Here is a 16218-nt window from a genome sequence, read left to right as displayed (position 1 = left end):
CCACTCGCCTCCTAGTGCTTGTCCCGGAAATCGGCCTCACGGATCGGCTTCGTGAGCACCCGCACCAGCGCGGGCTTCGCTCCATTGCCAGACCCACCACCGTTCGGCAGCCACTCACCAGCCGAGGCCAGATGCCCCGTCTGGTGCAGGGCCGAGATCGTCGCCCCGATCTGATGCGGATCGATCCACCCCGGCAGCTCCTCCCGGAACCACGAGATGTGCACCTTCCCGCCATGCAGCGCAGCGCACCGCGCGATCGCCTGACGGATCAGCCGACGCGCCTCACGCCGAGACGGGCGCCAATCCGACGCCACCGCCGCCAACGTCTCGAACAGCTCCGGCTGCTGCGGCATCGGCACCGCCGGCACCGCACCAGGCGTCACCGCGCTCACTCGTCCTCACCCCACCCGGCGAGGTCGTCGCGCTGCTCGTCACGGCGAATGAGATCCTCCACACGCACCAGCGCGAATGCGACCAGCAGAATCACGACGAAGCACCCGACCATGGCCAGCACCCAAGTGGCAGTACTCACGACGACACCGCCACATCAGCCGCAGACGCAGGCAGCCACACCGAACGCACCTGACGCTCCACCCGATCACCAGGGAGGCACGCCGCCTGCGCATCCTCGAGCGAGGCGAACTCCGTCCGATCACCCACGGGGGACACCCGCGCAAACACGAGGCTCTCGCCGTCGTCCGGCGACAACAGCACACACACCACCCGCGAGCGCACCGGGTAGGTCGCGCCGCGCCACACGAGGATCGGGAACTGTCCCGTCGCCCGGGCCGGATCGGAGGTGAAGTCCTCCAGCAGCGTCAGGGACGCCGCGGTATCGAGCTCGGGGGTGAAGCCCAGCAGCGCCGCGGTCGAAGCCTCGAAGCCCGTGCCGCGCTCACGCAGAAGCGTCCCGCTGAACGGGTCCACCACGATCAACGACGACGGCTCCGGCGACTGTCGATGAGGTGCCAGCGCCGGCTCCGCCAGTTCGATGACGATCCGGGCGGTCACCGGTCCACCTCGCTACGCAGAGCCACCGCCGCGCCCACGAACGCGACGATGAGCGGCGCTGCCGTCCATCCGGTCGACATCGTCAGTCCGAGCGTGGCACGCACGAGGCCGAGCACCACCGCGAGCGCCAGCAGGGCGAACCCCGCGAGGGCGAACCCAGGGCGGGGGAGCGCGCGGCTACGAGCCGCGTGGCGGGTCATCGGGTTGCCGTTGCTTGTGGGTGGGTGGTGAAGAGCTCGCCCGGGGTCACGTCGAGGAAGTCGGCGATCTGGGTGAGTTCTGTGGCCTTCAAGGGGCGGGCACCTGAGAGCTTCTGCGAGATGGTGGCCTGAGCCACGCCGAGGGTGCGTGCGAGGTCGGCTTGCGAGCGCCGCTTCTCGTGGAGTAGTCGCCGGATGTTCTCACCGGTAACGGGGTGTGACTGTTCCATGCGGAGTGTTGTAGCACGTCGCGAATGCCGTTCGCAACCCGTTACCGCTCGCGAGCTGCAACTAGGGAGCCCGGTGCGTTGCGTGTCTTCACGGTCCGCTATAGAATGTGACGCATGGAGACCAATGTGACCTCGCTGGTTCAGCCCCTTCGGGAGGATGGACCTCTGCCGCTACACCGCATCCTTGCGCGCAACGTGGGGCGGATCCTGGGCGAGCACGGGCTCTCCCGCGCCAGCCTCGCCCGCGCGATCGGCATGAGCGGACCTGGGCTGACGATGAAGCTCAACGGAAAAAGGCCGGTCGACCTCACCGACCTCGAGCTGCTCGCTGCAGCTCTCGGGGTGAAGCCGACCGACCTGTTGCTCCCGCAGATGGACTCGAACCATCAACCGTCCGATTAACAGTCGGATGCTCTGCCAATTGAGCTATGCGGGATCGCTCGGAGAACACTACCAGCGAACTCGGGATGCTCCGAATCGGCGTCGGTGTGCCTCCCGAGGGCATGAGCGAGGGCGTCTCAGTCAGCGGCTCAGTCGGGCAGGCCGACCGACTCGCGAGTCTCGCGCTCCAGTTCCGCCGCCACGGCCAGCGCCCGGGGCGTGGTCGCCCCGCCCACGATCGAGGTCTGGCTGCTGAGGCTGCCGTCGGCGGCCCGGCGGATGGCCACGCGCACGGTGAGGCCCGGTCCCGCGGCGCGCTCGCGCGCATGCACGATCGAGGCCTCCACGCGTTCGCGGATCACTACCGCGATCGCATTGGCGGGGTCCGCCAGAGCCAGGGGCACGTCTTCGCCGTCGATCGTGCGCACCACCACCGCGCCGGCCTCCGCGTCAGCCCGCGCGCTGTCGATGCGCTCCCACGGCAGGCGGTGCAGGTCCTCACCGGACAGGATCAGGAGTTGCGAGGTCGTGGCCACGGCCTCACCCTCGTCACGCAACCGCGCGTGCGCCAACGGGCGCTGGCCGGCGAGGGCGCTGCGTGCCGCCTCGCTCGGAGTGCTGCGGGGGGTGCGGCGGGTGAAGATCGGCATGCCCTACGGTAACGCTGCGCCCGATCGCGGCACTAGCATGTCGAGGGCGTTCGAGCCTCGTCTCGGCGCCGCGCCCCTGTAGCTCAGCTGGTCAGAGCAGCGGACTCATAATCCGTCGGTCCTGGGTTCAAGCCCCAGCAGGGGCACCTCGTGCGACCGGATGGCTGCGTGTTACCCCGTCGTCCCTCGTCCCACCGTGGACACAGGTAACGGTTCGGTCTCGCTTCCCGCGCGACTCTCGTGCACCATGGTGGGGACGTTTCCGCGCGCGGGCACGTCCCGCCTGCGCCCACCGTGAAGGAGTTGCGTGACCCACCTCGGTCCACGACGAGTCGCCGTCGCGTCGACCGTCGCGCTCGCGGCCCTTGGCGTGTTGCATGCGCCCAGCCACGCCGCGGGCGCCGAACTCGACGGTACGGGGCGTCAATACCTGTATTCCTCGGCCGGTGCCGGCACGATCGATGTGCGCTTCGGGCGGGAGGGGGACACCGCCGTCGTCGGTGACTGGGACGGTGACGGGAGCGACACGCTCGGCGTGCGTCGCGGGGCCGAAGTGCGCCTGACCGACAGCATCGCCGGCGGCGATGCCGACCACGTGTTCTCCTTCGGCCGTGCCGACGACGAGGTGCTGGTGGGGGACTGGGACGGCGACGGTAAGGACACCCTGGCGCTGCGCCGCGGACGGACCATCATCGTGGCGAACACCCTGGGCGACGGCGCCCTGACCGAGTCGTTCGCCTTCGGCCGCGCCGACGATCAGGTGCTGGTGGGGGACTGGGACGGCGACGGCAAGGACACCATCGCGGTGCGACGCGACTCCACGATCATCACCGCTGAGGAGATGGTTGCCGGTACCGCGACTGAGTCCTTCTCCTTCGGCCGAGCGGATGACCGGGTCGTGGTGGGGGACTGGGACGGCGACGGTGTCGACACCGTCGGCGTCCAACGCGGCGCCACGTACATCCTCACCAACGAGCCAGGCGCGGAGGGGCCGCGGACGCAGGTCGAGCGTGGCAGGGCCTCCGATGTGGGGTTCGGCAGCGACTGGGCGGGCGACGGCCGCGACACGATCGCGCTGCGTCGGGGGCCCGAGGGCCCTGTCATCACGCAGGAGGACGGCGTCACGCGGATCGACGGCGTGATCGTGGTCAACAAGACCTACGCCCTGCCCGAGGACTACGCGCCGGGTATGCAGGAGGTCGCGTCGCAGGCCTTCGAGGAAATGCAGGCGGACGCCGCTGCGGCCGGCCACCACCTCTTCATCCGCACCGACTACCGCGACTACGCCTGGCAGGCAGACCTGTTCGCCTCCTACGTGAACACCTACGGCGAGGAGGCCGCGGAGCGCTTCAGCGCGCGCCCGGGGCACTCCGAGCACCAGACCGGGCTGGCGATCGACATCAACTCCCTGAGTCAGTCCTTCGGCGCGACGGATGCCGGCCGCTGGGTGGCGCAGCACGCGCATGAGTACGGTCTGATCGTGCGCTACCCGGAGGGCAAGGAGTCGGTCACCGGGTACAGCTACGAGCCGTGGCACCTGCGCTACGTCGGGACCGAGTTGGCCACCACGCTGCACGAGTCCGGGGACACGCTGGAGGAGTACTTCGGGATCACCTCACAGTACTGACCCTGCAGAACCACCTCGCGGTGGCTGCAGAAAGGCCTCGCGACGGGTGGTCTGGTCAGGTGGACTCGGAGGTCGAGGGGTGCAGGATCGCCCGGTTTCGGGCATAGTAGGACCACGCCGTTCGTTACATGACGGCCGACCTGATGAACGAGATGCGTTGGGGAAGACGAATCTCGTCGATGTCAGGGAGGTCAACATGTCGGGTCCGATCACCCGCGGTGTTCTTTTCGTGCACTCTGCGCCGCGCGCCCTCAGCCCGCACGTGGAGTGGGCTACCGCATCCGTGCTCGGGGGACGCCCGTCCTTCGACTGGACGGATCAGCCTGCGGCGCCCGGAGCCAAGCGCGCGGAACTCTCCTGGACCGGACCGGTGGGAACTGGTGCGCGGCTCACCTCGGCCCTGCGAGGCTGGGATCACCTGCGCTACGAGGTGACGGAGGAGGCCACCAGCGTCAGCGACGGCTCCCGTTGGTCACACACCCCCGCCCTGGGCATCTTCCACGCCCAGACGGACCGGGTCGGCAACGTCGTCGTCCCCGAGGACCGCATCCGCGCGGCACTCGTGCACGAGAGCGACCCGCGAGCGCTGAGCGAGGCGTTGGACCTCGCGCTCGGGCAGGCGTGGGACGACGAACTGGAGCCCTTCCGCTACGCCGGTGCCGGGGCTCCGGTGCGCTGGCTGCACCGCGTCGGCTGACCCCGCCCATCCCACCGCAACGACGAACGCGGGCGGGTCCTGACCAGGTCAGGACCCGCCCGCGTTGCCGTCACGGCGGCGTGCAGCGCCGATGGGCGCCCCACAGCACTACACCGAGGTGAAGATCAGGCTCACGTTGTGGCCACCGAACCCGAAGGAGTTGTTCAGCGCCGCGATCTGGCCCGCACCGAGCGCCGTGGGCGCCGTCGCGACCGGCAGGGGAAGGTCGGGCTCGGGGCTGGTGAGGTTGATCGTCGGGGGAGCGGTGCGGTCACGCAGCGCCAGCACCGCGAAGACGGACTCCAGGGCGCCCGCACCACCCAGCAGGTGGCCGGTCATCGACTTCGTGGCCGAGACCACGGTGCCCTCACCCATCACCCGGGCGATCGCCCGGATCTCGGTGAGGTCGCCGGCCGGGGTGGAGGTGGCATGGGCATTGGCGTGCACGACGTCCGCCGCGGTCAGGCCGGCGTCGGCCAGCGCCGAGCGCATGGCGCGCTCCTGGCCCTCACCCGTCGGCTCGGGGGCGGCGATGTCGTGCGCATCCGAGCTGAGTCCCGCCCCGGCGACCCGGGCGTAGATCGTGGCCCCGCGGGCACGGGCATGGTCCTCGCGCTCCAGGACGAGTGCACCGGCGCCCTCCCCGAGCACGAACCCGTCCCGGGTGGTGTCATACGGACGCGAGGCAGTCTCGGGGGAGTCGTTGCGGGTGGACAGGGCCTGCATACGTGCGAAGGCGGCGATCGGCAGGGCGTGCACGCTGGCCTCCGTGCCGCCGGTCACCACGATGTCGGCGCGGCCGCTGCGGATCATCTCCAGGCCGTAGGCCACAGCCTCGGCGCCCGAGGCGCACGCGGAGGTGGTGGTGTGCACGCCGGCCTTCGCGCCGACGTCCAGCGACACGTACGCGGCGGAGGAGTTCGGCATGAGCATGGGGACCGTCATCGGCAGCACGCGGCGGGGACCGCGCTCCTTGAGCGTGTCCCAGGAGTCCATGAGGGTCCAGAGGCCACCGAGGCCGGTGGAGACGGCGACGCCGATGCGTTCCCCGTCCACCTCGGGCGCTCCGGCGTCGGCCCACGCCTCCCGGGTGGCGGCCACGGCGAGCTGGGCGGCGCGGTCCATGCGGCGGGTCTCGGGGCGGGCGAGGACTTCGCCGGGGTCCACCGCGGCCTCCGCGGCGAAGGTGACGGGGAGTTCGTACTGGCTGACCCAGTCGTGGGTCATGGTGGCCACCCCAGAGGTGCCCGCCAGTGCCGCACGCCACGAGTCGGGCGCGGTTCCTCCGATGGGGGACGTCGCACCGAGTCCGGTGACGACGACGGCGGGAACGTCGGACATGTGTGCTCCTCCTGGTCGGTGGCGTGGTGGTGGGGCCGGACTCGCCGGGGGCCGCCCGCGTGCGGGCGACCCCCGAGGACGTCTCAGGCCTGGGCGCCGGCGATGTAGCTGACGGCGTCCCCGACCGTGACGAGGTTCTTGACCTCGTCGTCGGGGATGGTGACCGAGAACTTGTCCTCGGCCTGGGTGACGATCGTCATCATCGACAGCGAGTCGATGTCCAGGTCGTCGGTGAAGGACTTGCCGAGCTCCACGGAGTCGGCCGGCAGGCCGGTCTCCTCGTTCACGATCTCCGCCAGTCCGGCGAGAATCTCCTGCTCGCTGAGTGCCATGGGTGTCTCCTTCGTATCGGTGATGTGCGGGTCAAGTCTTCCAGGCGCCCTTCCCCGGCGGGGATCCGGCGCGCGGAGGGGGTCAGGGCAGGGCGACGACCTGCGCGGAGTAGGCCATCCCGGCGCCGAAGCCGATCTGCAGGGCGAGCTGCCCGGAGTGTGCCTGGCCCTCGCGCAGCAACCGCTCGGTGGCCAGCGGGATCGAGGCGGCGGAGGTGTTGCCGGTGTCGGCGATGTCGCGGCCGATGGCCACGTCCTCGCCCAGACCGAGCATCTTGGCGACCTGGTCGATGATGCGCATGTTGGCCTGGTGCGGCACGAAGACCTCGATGTCGGAGATCTCCAGACCCGCGGCCGATACGGCGCGCCGCGCGATATCGGGGACATTGGAGATGACCCACTTGAAGACACTGGGGCCCTGCTGGCGCAGCGTGGGCCAGGTCCCGGCGGCGACCTGTGCCGGGGTGTCCAGCGCGTCACCGGAACGCAACTCCAGCCAGCTCTGGGTCTGGTCGATGTGGCAGGCCATGGAGCCGTCGGCGCCCCAGACGGTCGGCCCGATGAGCGGCACATCGCTCGCGCCCACCACTGCCGCCCCTGCGCCGTCACCCAACAGGAAGGAGATGGAACGGTCGGTCGGGTCGATGAAGTCGCTCATGCGCTCCACCCCGATGACCAGCACGTGACGTGCCTGGCCGGAACGCACCAGCGAGTCGGCCAGGCCGATCCCGTAGGAATAGCCCGCGCAGGCGGCCGAGATGTCGAAGGCCGCCGCCGGCGTGGCCCCGATGGCGTGGGCGACCCGGGCGGCCAGGGCGGGTGTCTGCTCGAAGTAGGTGACGGTCGACAGGAGCACGGCGTCGATCTGGGTGGCGGCCAGGCCCGCCTTGGCCAGGGTCGCCTCAGCGGCAGCGACCGCCATGTCCAGGATGGTGGTCTCCGGGTTGGCACGGCGGCGGGTGACGATGCCGGTGCGTTGGCGGATCCACTCGTCCGAGGAGTCGATCGGCCCGATGATCTCGGAGTTGGGGACGACCCGCTCACCGCGGAACCCGTCGACGGCGAGGATCCGGCTGCCGGGAACGGGCTGGTGGCCGGTGAGTGCGCGAGTCATCGCTCTCCTGTGGTGTCGGTGATCATGGCAGCCGCGGACTCCAGGTCGGCGGGGGACTTGATGGCGACGCGCGGGACGTCCGGCAGGACTCGTCGGGCGAGTCCGGACAGGACGCCTCCGGGTGCGAGCTCGATGATGCCGGTCACGCCGAGCGCTCGCATCGTCTCCTGGCACAGGTCCCAGCGCACCGGGGAGGTGATCTGGCCCGCCAGTCGCGCGAGGACCTCGTTGCCCACACCCTCACCGTGCGGGAGGAACGCCGAGCCGTCGGCGTTGGTCAGCAGCCGCATTCGCGGAGGTGCGGCCGGCCAGTGCTCGACGACGCGGGCGAAGGCCTCGCCGGCGCTCGCCATGAGCGGGGTGTGGAAGGCGCCCGCCACCTGCAGCGGCATCACACGCGCCTTCGCGGGCGGCTGTGCGGCGAGTGCGGCGATCGCCTCGTGGCTGCCCGCCGCGACCACCTGGCCACCACCGTTGACGTTCGCCGGCCAGGCCCCGGCGGCCTCGATGGCCGCCGTCACCTCCTGCGGGTCCCCACCGAGAACGGCCGCCATCCCGGAGGGGTTCGCGGCCGCGGCCTCAGCCATCAGGCGGGCCCGCTGGGAGACCAGCTCGACGGCGGAGGCATCCGTCAGGACCCCGGCCACAGCCGCAGCGGCGAACTCGCCCACGGAGTGCCCCGCCGTCACTCCCGCCACATCGGCTGCGTCGCGCCCCGCCAGCAGAGCGCGCAGGGCCACGAGCGAGGTCGCGACCAGCAGCGGTTGCGCGATGGCGGTGTCGCGGATCGTGTCGGCGTCAGAGGTGGTGCCGTGGGCGGTGAGGTCGAGGCCCGCGGCCTCACCGAAGGTCGCCATCTCCTCGGCGACACCGGGGATCTCCAACCACGGGGTGAGCATGCCGGGGGACTGGGCACCCTGTCCGGGCGCGAGAATCGCTAGCACTCCACCAGCATGCCTGCCGTGACGGCCCTCGCGAAGGCACCACGCGGACAAAGGCTGCGACGCGATTTGTAGGAACCCCACAAGGCGCGCTTGCCGGCGCGCCCTCGCGGGCCGTCCCCCCGGCGCCGCGTCAGGTCGAGAGCCGCCCGACGATCAGCGCCACGTGCAGCACGAAGCCCTCACGGCCGTCTGTCGGGTCCCACCCTGTCGTCTCGGTGATCCGGCGCAGCCGATACCGCACGGTGTTGGGGTGCACGTACAAGGTGCGTGCGGCGGCCTCCAGTGATCGGCCTGACTCCAGGTAGGCCGCGAGCGTCTCCAAGAGCGGTCCGTTCGCGTGCTCCAGGGGCTCCACGATCCGCTCGAGGATGCTGGCGCGCGCGGTGGAGTCTCCGGCGAGCGCGCGCTCGGGGAGAAGCTCATCGGCGGTGACCGGGCGGGGTGCCTCCGGCCAGCCCCGCACGGCGGCGAGCCCCGATAGCGCGGCGCGTGCCGAGCGCCCCGCCGCCGCGACGTCGGGCACCACGGGCCCCATCACCACCGGACCTTCCGACAGCCGGGGCAGGAGCAACTCGACGGCCGCACGGGCGTCGGTGAAACCCCCGAGCACCACCACCACACGCTCACCCTGATTGCCCACCAACGCATCGCGGGCGGCGCGTCGTGCGAGCCGGCGCAGATCGGCGGTCCGGGCGTCGGTGACCGGCACCGCCGTCGTGCCGACCACCGCGAGTACGGGTCCCTCCCCGCTCCAGCCCAGGGTGGCGACCCGCGAGGCCAGCGCCTCGCTGTCATCGCGCAGCAGCGCATCCACCGCGAGCGCCTCCATCCGAGCGTCCCAGGCGCCGCGCGCCTCGGCAGCGCGGGCGTACACCTCCGCGGCGGAGAAGGCGACCTCGCGGGAGTACACCAGCACGGCCTCGCGCAGCTCCTGCGCGCGGTGCGGTGAGGCGATCTCCTGCGTGTTCTCCTCCACCACCTCCACCACGATGCGCACCAGGGCCAGCGCGTTCTGCAGCGAGATCGAGCGGGTGAGTTCCGGGGGTGCCGCGCGGAAGATCTCCGCCGCGTTGTAGGTGGTGGGGGTCGGGCGCTCGTACCAGTCGATGAACGCCGTGATGCCCGAGGTGGCCACCAGCGAGATCCAGGAACGGTCCTCGGCGGCGAGACCGCGGTACCACTCCACCTCCGCCTCCAGGCGGCGCACCGTCGCGGCCGTGAGCATGGCGGTACGGTTGCGCAGCAGCCGAGTCATCTCGGCGTCGGCGCCACGTGGCTGGATCACCCTCGGACCATACGGTGCGCGGGTGGTCGCAGGCGAGTCCGGAACCGGCGCAGTTGTGGGAGTCCCACAAGTGAGCCCTCGGTGCGATCCTTGTCGATCCCTCGCGGGATCACGCCTGGGCACTAGGCTGGCCGCATGGCACTGTTGAGCTGGTTGCGCCGACTCGCAGAGCGAGGCGGCCACACGGAAGAAGACACCCCTCTCTCCCACCGCGAGGCCACGCCCGCGGAGGAGGAGTTGCGTGCGCAACTGTCCGCGAACCCCAACGACCGCAAGGCCTTCGATGCGCTCGCTGAGATCGTGCGCCAGCGCGCCGACGAGGGCACGCGGCTGGACCCGTTGACCGGTGACCCCGACGCCGAGGTGGACGGCGCAGCGGCCGCCCCCGCCGATGGGACGACGGAGCTGACCACCCAGCAGAACGACGCCATCTGGGCGCTGGCGGAGGAACTTGCCGGTACGCCCCGTGCCTGGCTGCCCCTGGTAGTGATGGCGCGCCTGTCCCTCGACTCCGATCGCGAGGGGGCGATGCGCCGACTGAACCTCGCCTGCGAGCGTGAGACCACCGGGCTCGCACTCACCCACGCGGTCGCGATGTTGCGCGACGCGGGCGCAGCCACCGAGGCCGTCACCTTCGGCGTGGCGCACTGGGATCTGGCCTCTCGTACCGCCGGCGCCGGCGGCGAGGTGATCATGGCCGCGCTCGAGACCGGGCGCATCGAGGAGGCGCGCCGTCTCCTGGACTCCCTGGAGGGGGCCTCCTCCTCGGCGCAGATCGGGGATCTGGACCGCCTCGTGGAGGCCGCGGAGGCACGGCACCGCGCGCCCACCGGCGAGTAGGCGTATCCCGCGGCTCATGCGGGACGACGAAGGCCCGGATCCTCAAGGATCCGGGCCTTCGTGCGTGGTCAGGCGGGCGCGCCCGACCCGGCAGCGATCAGGCGTCGCCGCCGGCGTTCCCGGTGGAACCGGCCGTCACGTCCAGCAGACGGTAGCGCTCCACGGCGTCCGCGGCCGCGCCGCGGTCGAACTCGCCGCGGCGCGCCAGCGTCTGCAGGGTCTTGGCGACCAGCGAGTGGCTGTCGATGAGGAAGTGACGGCGCACGGCCGGTCGGGTGTCGGACAGGCCGAACCCGTCGGCGCCGAGCACGGCGTAGTCACCCGGGACCCACTGGCGGATCTGGTCGGGGACGAGGTGGTCGTAGTCCGAGGTGGCGATGACCGGTGCCCCGATCTCTGCCAACCGTTGCGTCAGGTACGGGGTGCGGGCCTCCTCGTGCGGGTGCACGAAGGCGTCCTTCTCCGCCGCGAGCGCGTCCCGGCGCAGTTCGTTCCACGAGGTGACCGACCACACCGCGGCCCGCACACCCCACTCCGACTGCAGGATCTCCCGAGCCTCCAGCGCCCAGGGCACCGCCACGCCCGAGGCCAGGAGCTGCACGACCGGCCCATCGCCGTCGGGCACCTCGGCGATGCGGTGCATCCCCCGGATGATGCCGTCGACGTCCACGTCCTGCGGCTCCTTGGGCTGCAGCATCGGCTCGTTGTAGACCGTCAGGTAGTACATGACGTCCCGCTCGCGTCCGGCGATGTGACCGCCCTCGCCGTACATCCGCTCCAGCCCGTCGCGCACGATGTGCCGGATCTCGTAGCCGTAGGCGGGGTCGTAGTGCACCACCGCGGAGTTGGTGCCTGCGATCAGCGGCGAGTGGCCATCGGCGTGCTGCAGGCCCTCACCGGTCAGCGTGGTGCGACCGGCGGTGGCGCCGATGAGGAAGCCACGGGTCATCTGGTCACCGGCGGCCCAGAACTGGTCACCGGTGCGCTGGAACCCGAACATCGAGTAGTAGATGTAGAACGGGACCAGTACCTCGCCGTGGGTGGCGTAGGAGGTGCCCACCGACTGGAAGGCGGCGGCCGAACCGGCCTCGTTGATGCCGGTGTGCATGATCTGCCCGGCCTCGGACTCCTTGTAGCTCAGCATGAGCTCGCGGTCCACCGGCAGGTAGTTCTGTCCGAGCGTGTTGAAGATCTTCGCGCTCGGGAAGATGGAGTCCAGGCCGAAGGTGCGCGCCTCGTCCGGGATGATCGGCACGATCCGCTTGCCGAACTCCTTGTCCTTGATCAGGTCCTTGAACAGCCGGACGAACGCCATCGTGGTGGCGACCTCCTGCTGCCCGGAGCCCTTGGCGAGCAGGGAGTAGGCCTTGTCGCCCGGCAGGGAGACGGCGGTGTGGCTGGAGCGACGCTCCGGCACGAACCCGCCCAGTTGACGGCGGTGCTCCATCATGTACTGGATCTCGGGGGCGTCGGCGCCGGGGTGGAAGTACGGCGGCAGCGCCGGGTCCTCCTCCAGCTGCGCGTCCGTCAGCGGGATCTCCAGGGCGTCGCGCAGGAGCTTGGCATCCTCCGGCTTGAGCTTCTTCATCTGGTGCGTGGCGTTGCGCGCCGCGAAGTGCGGGCCCAGGCCGTAGCCCTTGACGGTGTGCGCGAGCACGACCGTCGGCTGCCCCTTGTGCTCCACCGCCGCCTTGTAGGCGGCGTAGATCTTGCGGGTGTCGTGCCCGCCACGCTTCATCTTCCAGATGGCCTCGTCGCTGAGGTCCACCACGAGTTCCTTGGTGCGTGGGTCGCGGCCGAAGAAGTGCTCGCGGATGAACGCACCGGACTCCGCCTTGAAGGTCTGGTAGTCCCCGTCGGTGGTGGAGGACATGACGTCCACCAGAGCGCCCTCGGTGTCGTTGGCGAGCAGCTCGTCCCACTCCCGACCCCAGATCACCTTGATGACGTTCCAGCCGGCACCGCGGAAGTAGCCCTCGAGCTCGGTGATGATCGAGCCGTTGCCGCGCACCGGGCCGTCCAGGCGCTGCAGGTTGCAGTTGACCACGAACGTCAGGTTGTCGAGCTTCTGCTGTGCGGCGAGCTGCAGCATGCCGCGGGATTCCGGCTCATCCATCTCGCCGTCGCCGAGGAAGGCCCAGACGTGCTGCTGACTGGTGTCCTTGATGCCGCGCAGTTCGAGGTAGCGGTTGGTCCACGCCTGGTAGATGGCGCCGGCCGGGCCCAGGCCCATCGACACCGTGGGGAACTCCCAGAAGTCCGGCATCAGGCGCGGGTGCGGGTAGGAGGGCAGCCCACCCGCCGGGTGGGAGAGCTCCTGGCGGAACCCGTCGAGCCGGTCCGCGGACAGGCGGCCCTCCAGGAAGGCGCGCGCGTACATCCCGGGGGAGGCGTGGCCCTGGAAGTAGACCTGGTCGCCGCCGCCGGGGTGGTCCTTGCCCTTGAAGAAGTGGTTCAGTCCGACCTCGTACAGCGTGGCCACGGAGGCGTAGGAGGAGATGTGGCCGCCGACGCCGACGCCGGGGCGCTGGGCCCGGGTGACCATGACGGCGGAGTTCCACCGCAGGTAGTCGCGGTAGCGGTTCTCGATCTCCTCGTCACCGGGGAACTCCGGCTCCTGGGAGGCGTCGATCGTGTTGATGTGCGCGGTCGTGACGACGCGGGGCAACTCGAGGCCGCGGTGCGTGGCGTGGTCCAGCAACGCGGAGACGACCTCGCGTGCGTGCGCCTCACCCCGGGAGTTCACCAAGGCGTCGATGGAGGCAAGCCATTCGTTGCGCTCCTCGGTGGCGTCGTCGATCGTGGTGGAGTCGGGCTCGGTCACAGACTCTTCAGCTCCCTTGGTTCGAGGCCGTCGCGGTGGCACTGGCCAGTGGCGAGACACGCGCCGAACGGGTGTTTCCCGCCTGTCCGGTGGTGCCCCACCTACAGCCTAGCCACGTGGGCCGGGCGCCGGTGTCCGCAAGTGCGTCGCGTCCCGTGTGGTGGACGCCACGCCGGGGGCGTGATTCCGCGGCGTCCGGGCTGTAGTCTCGCCCCAGCAGGTGATGTAGACCACGAAAGGGTAAGGAACGTGACAGCGACGGCCGGCACGGCGGGTGGTCCCGCCGGTCGACTCGGATTCCAGTCCGGGCAGGTCATTCAGGAGTGGGGCTACGACGAGGACGTGGACCAGACCCTGCGTGACGCGCTCGTGGACGAGGTGGGCGTGGAACTCGTGGACGAGGACTACGGCGACGTCATCGACTCGGCCATCGTGTGGTGGCGGGGCGAGGACGGCGACATCACCGATCTCACCGATCTTCTCGTGGACGCCACGGCCGTGCTCGAGGAGGGTGGCCTCGTGTGGGTGCTCGTCCCGAAGATGGGCTCCGAGGGTCACGTCCCGCCCTCCGACATCGGCGAGGCCGCCACGACGGCGGGGCTGCAGTTGACGACCTCCCTCGCGGCAGGCGCGGCGTGGCTCGGCGTACGACTCACCGGCCCGAAGGGTCGCTGACTCCCCTGTGGAGTTGCACCCGCACCTTCGGGTTGCTGGGTAGCGTGGTGGGGTGACTGAGCCTCTGCCCCGGCCGACGTTCCCCCGCGGGGGAACCTACGACCCGCCACGGATGGTGCGCGGGCGTGACCACCAGCCCGATGCCGGGACCGGGTACGCGGAACTCGCGCGGGCCACCTACACCCGCTCCGGCAAGCCCTGGCGGTGGTGGCGCCCCCTCATCGCACTCGCGATCACCGGTGCTGGGATGCTCCTTGGCCAGACGGTGCTGCTCGTGGCGTTCCTGGTCATCGATCTTGCCGGGGCCTCCAGGGTCGAGACCTGGGATCCTGAGGTGGTCCTGGACCGCATCGTCGCCCTGGACGCGACCGACGTACCGGTCTTGATCGTGACCCTCGGAGGACTGGCGTGCCTGATCCCGAGCATCTACCTCGGGTTGGCCGTCGCGGGGATGCGACCGATCGGGCACATCGGCTCGGTCGCGCTGCGCCTACGGTGGCGGTGGATGCTGAGCCTGCTCCCGGTGGCGTTGGCCTCGCTGGTGCTGAGCCTCGGCATCACGATACTGGTCAGCATGGTCGCGGTGGCCGGAGCGGGCGGCGCGCCGGATGCCGAGGTGTTCACACCGCAATGGACCCCCGTGGGCACGCTGGTGCCCGCGCTGCTGGTGATCGTGCTGCTCGTGCCGTTCCAGGCCGCCGCGGAGGAGTACCTGTTCCGCGGACTGTTCGTGCAGACGCTCGCCGCCTGGCTGCCGGCCCGGCGGTGGTCGATGGCCCTCGTGGTCGTCGTCACCACGCTCCTGTTCGTCGCCGGACACGTGTACGACGTGTGGGGTCTGCTGGACGTGGGTGTGTTCGGACTCGCAGCAGTGTGGTTGACGTTACGCACGGGCGGGCTCGAGGCCGCCATCAGCTTGCACGTGGTGAACAACGTGGTGGTGTTCTCGCTGCAGGCGACGGGCATCTTCGGGAGCACTGAGGGTTCGGGTGAGGGGAGCCTCGTGGGCGTATTGGCGACGCTGATCAGCACGATCGCCTACTGCTGGGTGGTTGCGGTGATGGCACGGCGTGCCGGCCTGCGCTCCACCAGCCCCTGGCCGTCCCCGCGTGGTGTGGCGCCGGTGCCCCTGCCGATGCCCGGCGTCTGGGCGCCCGTCCAGGTTCCCTCCCAGCCGGTCCGCTAGGCTCGGGCATCATGCAGACCCGACGACTCCTTGCCGCCACGTCCGCGATCGCCGTCCTCGGGCTCGCCGCCTGTTCGGGGGAGTCGGGGTCCGACTCCTCCCGGCCCGATGCCGCCCAGGTCGCCGACACCCTCAGTGCCGATGAGGGCTTCGAGGAGCTGGGGATCACGGACGACCAGCTCATGTGCGTCTCGCAGGCGTACGTGGACTCCGACCTCTCCGACGAGGCGCTGCAGGCGCTCATCGGCGGCGACGAGGAGTACGTCCCGAGCGAGGAGGACCAGACGGTCCTCACCGACCTGATCACCGGTGCGGCGGGGGAGTGCTTTAGCGAGGGCTGAGCGGCTCGCGCTGAGCGGAGTATCCTCCTCGTGCGGTGCGCGCGTTGACGCGCCCCGGATCGGGCCTATAGCTCAGTTGGTCAGAGCGCCGCGTTTACACCGCGGAGGTCGGGGGTTCGAGCCCCTCTGGGCCCACCGAACATCACCGGTTTGAGATCCAGATTCCGCGGTCCGCTCCGTGAAGCGGACCGCGCGGCTCTGGACGTCGGGGTTGAACAGCTCGTCAAACGGTTCGCCCAGCTCCCCGATGACGCCGTCTTCGGGCAGGACGATGAGTTTGTCGAAGAAGTCCTGGTTGGCGATGCGCCGCAGTTGGTCGGCGATGCTCATGTAGATCGCGTGGCAGTCTCCTGCGGGAGCGAGGCAGTCGTCGACGTGGGCTTGAGGTTGCCCGTACTCGGTGACTCCGGCCTCGATCCGTGCTTCGAGGAACGCGAGGCGCCTGGCGATGCGCTCCTGCTCCTCTCCGAGCAGGACCAGCGGGATCGCTCCGACGTAGCAGCTTGTCGCGGTCGTGCTGGTGGGCCTATCGTTCGTGGC

Annotated in this window: 19 protein-coding genes and 3 tRNA genes; 9 read left to right on the top strand and 13 right to left on the bottom strand. The window is 70.4% G+C overall.

The annotated features are described in order from the left end of the window. Nucleotides 1-11: 11 nt before the first annotated feature. From ATL40_RS06970 to ATL40_RS06955, 5 genes are read right to left on the bottom strand one after another with little or no spacing between them, the layout of a single operon-like run. Entirely contained in the window at nucleotides 12-392 is a 381-nt protein-coding gene (locus ATL40_RS06970; RefSeq protein ID WP_098468904.1) for a hypothetical protein, read from the bottom strand. Then, nucleotides 389-532 (bottom strand): hypothetical protein, encoded by a 144-nt coding sequence (locus ATL40_RS14975; protein WP_169925897.1) that lies wholly within the window; start codon nucleotides 530-532, stop codon nucleotides 389-391. The genes ATL40_RS06970 and ATL40_RS14975 overlap by 4 nt, the downstream gene beginning before the upstream one ends. After that, on the bottom strand, nucleotides 529-1011 hold the full coding sequence (locus ATL40_RS06965; protein ID WP_098468903.1) for a hypothetical protein: 483 nt from the start codon (nucleotides 1009-1011) through the stop codon (nucleotides 529-531). The genes ATL40_RS14975 and ATL40_RS06965 overlap by 4 nt, the downstream gene beginning before the upstream one ends. Beyond that, the gene (locus ATL40_RS06960; protein ID WP_098468902.1) at nucleotides 1008-1211 is read right to left on the bottom strand and encodes a hypothetical protein; all 204 of its coding nucleotides are present in this window, start codon (nucleotides 1209-1211) and stop codon (nucleotides 1008-1010) included. Before ATL40_RS06960 ends, ATL40_RS06965 begins: the two co-directional genes overlap by 4 nt. After that, a complete protein-coding gene (locus tag ATL40_RS06955) occupies nucleotides 1208-1441 on the bottom strand; it encodes a helix-turn-helix domain-containing protein (RefSeq protein ID WP_098468901.1) in 234 nt (77 codons plus the stop codon). The genes ATL40_RS06960 and ATL40_RS06955 overlap by 4 nt, the downstream gene beginning before the upstream one ends. A gap of 114 nt (nucleotides 1442-1555) precedes the next feature. On the opposite strand from ATL40_RS06955, the gene ATL40_RS15685 reads away from it, so the two are divergent. Next, nucleotides 1556-1843 carry a helix-turn-helix domain-containing protein gene (locus ATL40_RS15685; RefSeq protein ID WP_098470346.1) on the top strand — a complete coding sequence of 96 codons (288 nt, stop codon included), beginning with the start codon at nucleotides 1556-1558 and terminating at the stop codon, nucleotides 1841-1843. Here the strand turns inward: ATL40_RS15685 and ATL40_RS06945 are convergent. Together ATL40_RS06945 and ATL40_RS06940 are read right to left on the bottom strand one after the other, a co-directional pair. After that, nucleotides 1805-1877, bottom strand: a tRNA-Asn gene (locus ATL40_RS06945). The two genes, ATL40_RS15685 and ATL40_RS06945, sit on opposite strands and share 39 nt — an antisense overlap. Before the next feature lie 94 nt (nucleotides 1878-1971). After that, nucleotides 1972-2472, bottom strand: a complete 501-nt coding sequence (locus tag ATL40_RS06940; RefSeq protein WP_098468900.1) for a hypothetical protein — start codon at nucleotides 2470-2472, stop codon at nucleotides 1972-1974. A 72-nt stretch (nucleotides 2473-2544) separates the two neighbouring features. Between ATL40_RS06940 and ATL40_RS06935 the strand changes: the two genes are divergently transcribed. The 3 genes from ATL40_RS06935 (at nucleotide 2545) to ATL40_RS06925 (ending at nucleotide 4796) form a co-directional block, all read left to right on the top strand. Continuing rightward, nucleotides 2545-2618 (top strand) — tRNA-Ile (locus ATL40_RS06935). A 161-nt stretch (nucleotides 2619-2779) separates the two neighbouring features. Further along, nucleotides 2780-4099 (top strand): D-alanyl-D-alanine carboxypeptidase family protein, encoded by a 1320-nt coding sequence (locus ATL40_RS06930; RefSeq protein ID WP_098468899.1) that lies wholly within the window; start codon nucleotides 2780-2782, stop codon nucleotides 4097-4099. A gap of 196 nt (nucleotides 4100-4295) precedes the next feature. Beyond that, nucleotides 4296-4796, top strand: a complete 501-nt coding sequence (locus ATL40_RS06925) for a DUF3145 domain-containing protein (protein WP_098468898.1) — start codon at nucleotides 4296-4298, stop codon at nucleotides 4794-4796. A 108-nt stretch (nucleotides 4797-4904) separates the two neighbouring features. Here ATL40_RS06925 and ATL40_RS06920 read toward each other — a convergent pair whose 3' ends face one another. The 5 genes from ATL40_RS06920 to ATL40_RS06900 form a co-directional block, all read right to left on the bottom strand. After that, nucleotides 4905-6137, bottom strand: coding sequence for a beta-ketoacyl-[acyl-carrier-protein] synthase family protein (locus ATL40_RS06920; protein ID WP_098468897.1), 1233 nt, complete (start codon nucleotides 6135-6137; stop codon nucleotides 4905-4907). Between the two features lie 83 nt (nucleotides 6138-6220). Beyond that, nucleotides 6221-6469, bottom strand: coding sequence for an acyl carrier protein (locus ATL40_RS06915; RefSeq protein WP_098468896.1), 249 nt, complete (start codon nucleotides 6467-6469; stop codon nucleotides 6221-6223). 82 nt (nucleotides 6470-6551) lie between these two features. Continuing rightward, nucleotides 6552-7583, bottom strand: coding sequence for a beta-ketoacyl-ACP synthase III (locus tag ATL40_RS06910; protein ID WP_098468895.1), 1032 nt, complete (start codon nucleotides 7581-7583; stop codon nucleotides 6552-6554). Continuing rightward, on the bottom strand, nucleotides 7580-8527 hold the full coding sequence (locus ATL40_RS06905; protein ID WP_098468894.1) for an ACP S-malonyltransferase: 948 nt from the start codon (nucleotides 8525-8527) through the stop codon (nucleotides 7580-7582). The genes ATL40_RS06910 and ATL40_RS06905 overlap by 4 nt, the downstream gene beginning before the upstream one ends. A gap of 130 nt (nucleotides 8528-8657) precedes the next feature. Continuing rightward, nucleotides 8658-9812 carry a PucR family transcriptional regulator gene (locus tag ATL40_RS06900; RefSeq protein WP_425443366.1) on the bottom strand — a complete coding sequence of 385 codons (1155 nt, stop codon included), beginning with the start codon at nucleotides 9810-9812 and terminating at the stop codon, nucleotides 8658-8660. Nucleotides 9813-9947: 135 nt separating this feature from the next. On the opposite strand from ATL40_RS06900, the gene ATL40_RS06895 reads away from it, so the two are divergent. Then, a complete protein-coding gene (locus ATL40_RS06895; RefSeq protein ID WP_098468893.1) occupies nucleotides 9948-10652 on the top strand; it encodes a hypothetical protein in 705 nt (234 codons plus the stop codon). A gap of 97 nt (nucleotides 10653-10749) precedes the next feature. Here the strand turns inward: ATL40_RS06895 and aceE are convergent, their stop codons facing one another. After that, complete coding sequence (gene aceE / locus ATL40_RS06890; RefSeq protein ID WP_098468892.1) at nucleotides 10750-13476, bottom strand: pyruvate dehydrogenase (acetyl-transferring), homodimeric type; 2727 nt, start codon at nucleotides 13474-13476, stop codon at nucleotides 10750-10752. 249 nt (nucleotides 13477-13725) lie between these two features. On the opposite strand from aceE, the gene ATL40_RS06885 reads away from it, so the two are divergent. The 4 genes from ATL40_RS06885 to ATL40_RS06870 all read left to right on the top strand — a co-directional run bounded on the left by ATL40_RS06885 (nucleotide 13726) and on the right by ATL40_RS06870 (nucleotide 15813). Further along, entirely contained in the window at nucleotides 13726-14151 is a 426-nt protein-coding gene (locus ATL40_RS06885) for a DUF3052 domain-containing protein (protein WP_098468891.1), read from the top strand. A gap of 52 nt (nucleotides 14152-14203) precedes the next feature. Further along, a complete protein-coding gene (locus ATL40_RS06880; protein ID WP_143556882.1) occupies nucleotides 14204-15337 on the top strand; it encodes a CPBP family intramembrane glutamic endopeptidase in 1134 nt (377 codons plus the stop codon). A gap of 11 nt (nucleotides 15338-15348) precedes the next feature. Next, nucleotides 15349-15678, top strand: coding sequence for a hypothetical protein (locus ATL40_RS06875; RefSeq protein WP_098468889.1), 330 nt, complete (start codon nucleotides 15349-15351; stop codon nucleotides 15676-15678). Nucleotides 15679-15739: 61 nt separating this feature from the next. After that, nucleotides 15740-15813, top strand: a tRNA-Val gene (locus ATL40_RS06870). Nucleotides 15814-16218: the final 405 nt, after the last annotated feature.

Source organism: Serinibacter salmoneus (assembly GCF_002563925.1).
Classification (GTDB): domain Bacteria; phylum Actinomycetota; class Actinomycetes; order Actinomycetales; family Beutenbergiaceae; genus Serinibacter; species Serinibacter salmoneus.
This window is presented reverse-complemented; position numbering and strand designations above follow the sequence as displayed.

Excerpts from the sequence above, each read along its gene's own strand:
- ATL40_RS06960 (WP_098468902.1), bottom strand. The coding sequence starts at position 1,211 with ATGACCCGCCACGCGGCTCGTAGCCGCGCGCTCCCCCGCCCTGGGTTC.
- ATL40_RS06955 (WP_098468901.1), bottom strand. The coding sequence starts at position 1,441 with ATGGAACAGTCACACCCCGTTACCGGTGAGAACATCCGGCGACTACTC.
- ATL40_RS15685 (WP_098470346.1), top strand. The coding sequence starts at position 1,556 with ATGGAGACCAATGTGACCTCGCTGGTTCAGCCCCTTCGGGAGGATGGA.
- ATL40_RS06940 (WP_098468900.1), bottom strand. The coding sequence starts at position 2,472 with ATGCCGATCTTCACCCGCCGCACCCCCCGCAGCACTCCGAGCGAGGCG.
- ATL40_RS06925 (WP_098468898.1), top strand. The coding sequence starts at position 4,296 with ATGTCGGGTCCGATCACCCGCGGTGTTCTTTTCGTGCACTCTGCGCCG.
- ATL40_RS06920 (WP_098468897.1), bottom strand. The coding sequence starts at position 6,137 with ATGTCCGACGTTCCCGCCGTCGTCGTCACCGGACTCGGTGCGACGTCC.
- ATL40_RS06915 (WP_098468896.1), bottom strand. The coding sequence starts at position 6,469 with ATGGCACTCAGCGAGCAGGAGATTCTCGCCGGACTGGCGGAGATCGTG.
- ATL40_RS06910 (WP_098468895.1), bottom strand. The coding sequence starts at position 7,583 with ATGACTCGCGCACTCACCGGCCACCAGCCCGTTCCCGGCAGCCGGATC.
- ATL40_RS06895 (WP_098468893.1), top strand. The coding sequence starts at position 9,948 with ATGGCACTGTTGAGCTGGTTGCGCCGACTCGCAGAGCGAGGCGGCCAC.
- ATL40_RS06875 (WP_098468889.1), top strand. The coding sequence starts at position 15,349 with ATGCAGACCCGACGACTCCTTGCCGCCACGTCCGCGATCGCCGTCCTC.